At 61.6% G+C, this 401-nt stretch carries 1 protein-coding gene; it reads left to right on the top strand.

Annotated elements, in window-relative coordinates; translation table 11 throughout:
• Positions 1–401 (top strand): AAA family ATPase (locus HA073_RS30250; RefSeq protein ID WP_166457872.1); only part of this gene is annotated, 401 nt, incomplete at both ends.

Raw genomic sequence — 401 nt, 5'->3', positions numbered from 1 at the left:
CGCCGGCCGTTCTCCGTGGTGTTGTTCGACGAGATCGAGAAGGCCCACCCGGACGTGTTCAACACGCTCCTGCAGATCCTGGAGGACGGGCGTCTCACCGACGGTCAGGGCCGGATCGTGGACTTCAAGAACACGGTCATCATCCTGACCACCAACCTCGGCACCCGCGACGTCGCCAAGGCAGTGTCGCTGGGCTTCCAGGCGTCGGAGGACTCCGAGTCGAACTACGACCGGATGAAGCAGAAGGTCAACGACGAACTCAAGCAGCACTTCCGGCCCGAGTTCCTCAACCGGATCGACGACACCATCGTCTTCCACCAGCTGCGCGAGACCGAGATCCTCTCGATCGTCGACATCATGATCCAGCGCATCGAAACCCAGCTGCGCAACAAGGACATGGG

Source organism: Micromonospora sp. CMU55-4 (assembly GCF_011602315.1).
GTDB lineage: Bacteria > Actinomycetota > Actinomycetes > Mycobacteriales > Micromonosporaceae > Micromonospora > Micromonospora chalcea.
Note: the sequence above shows the minus strand (reverse complement) of the source record. Positions and strands in the feature narration are given on the sequence as shown.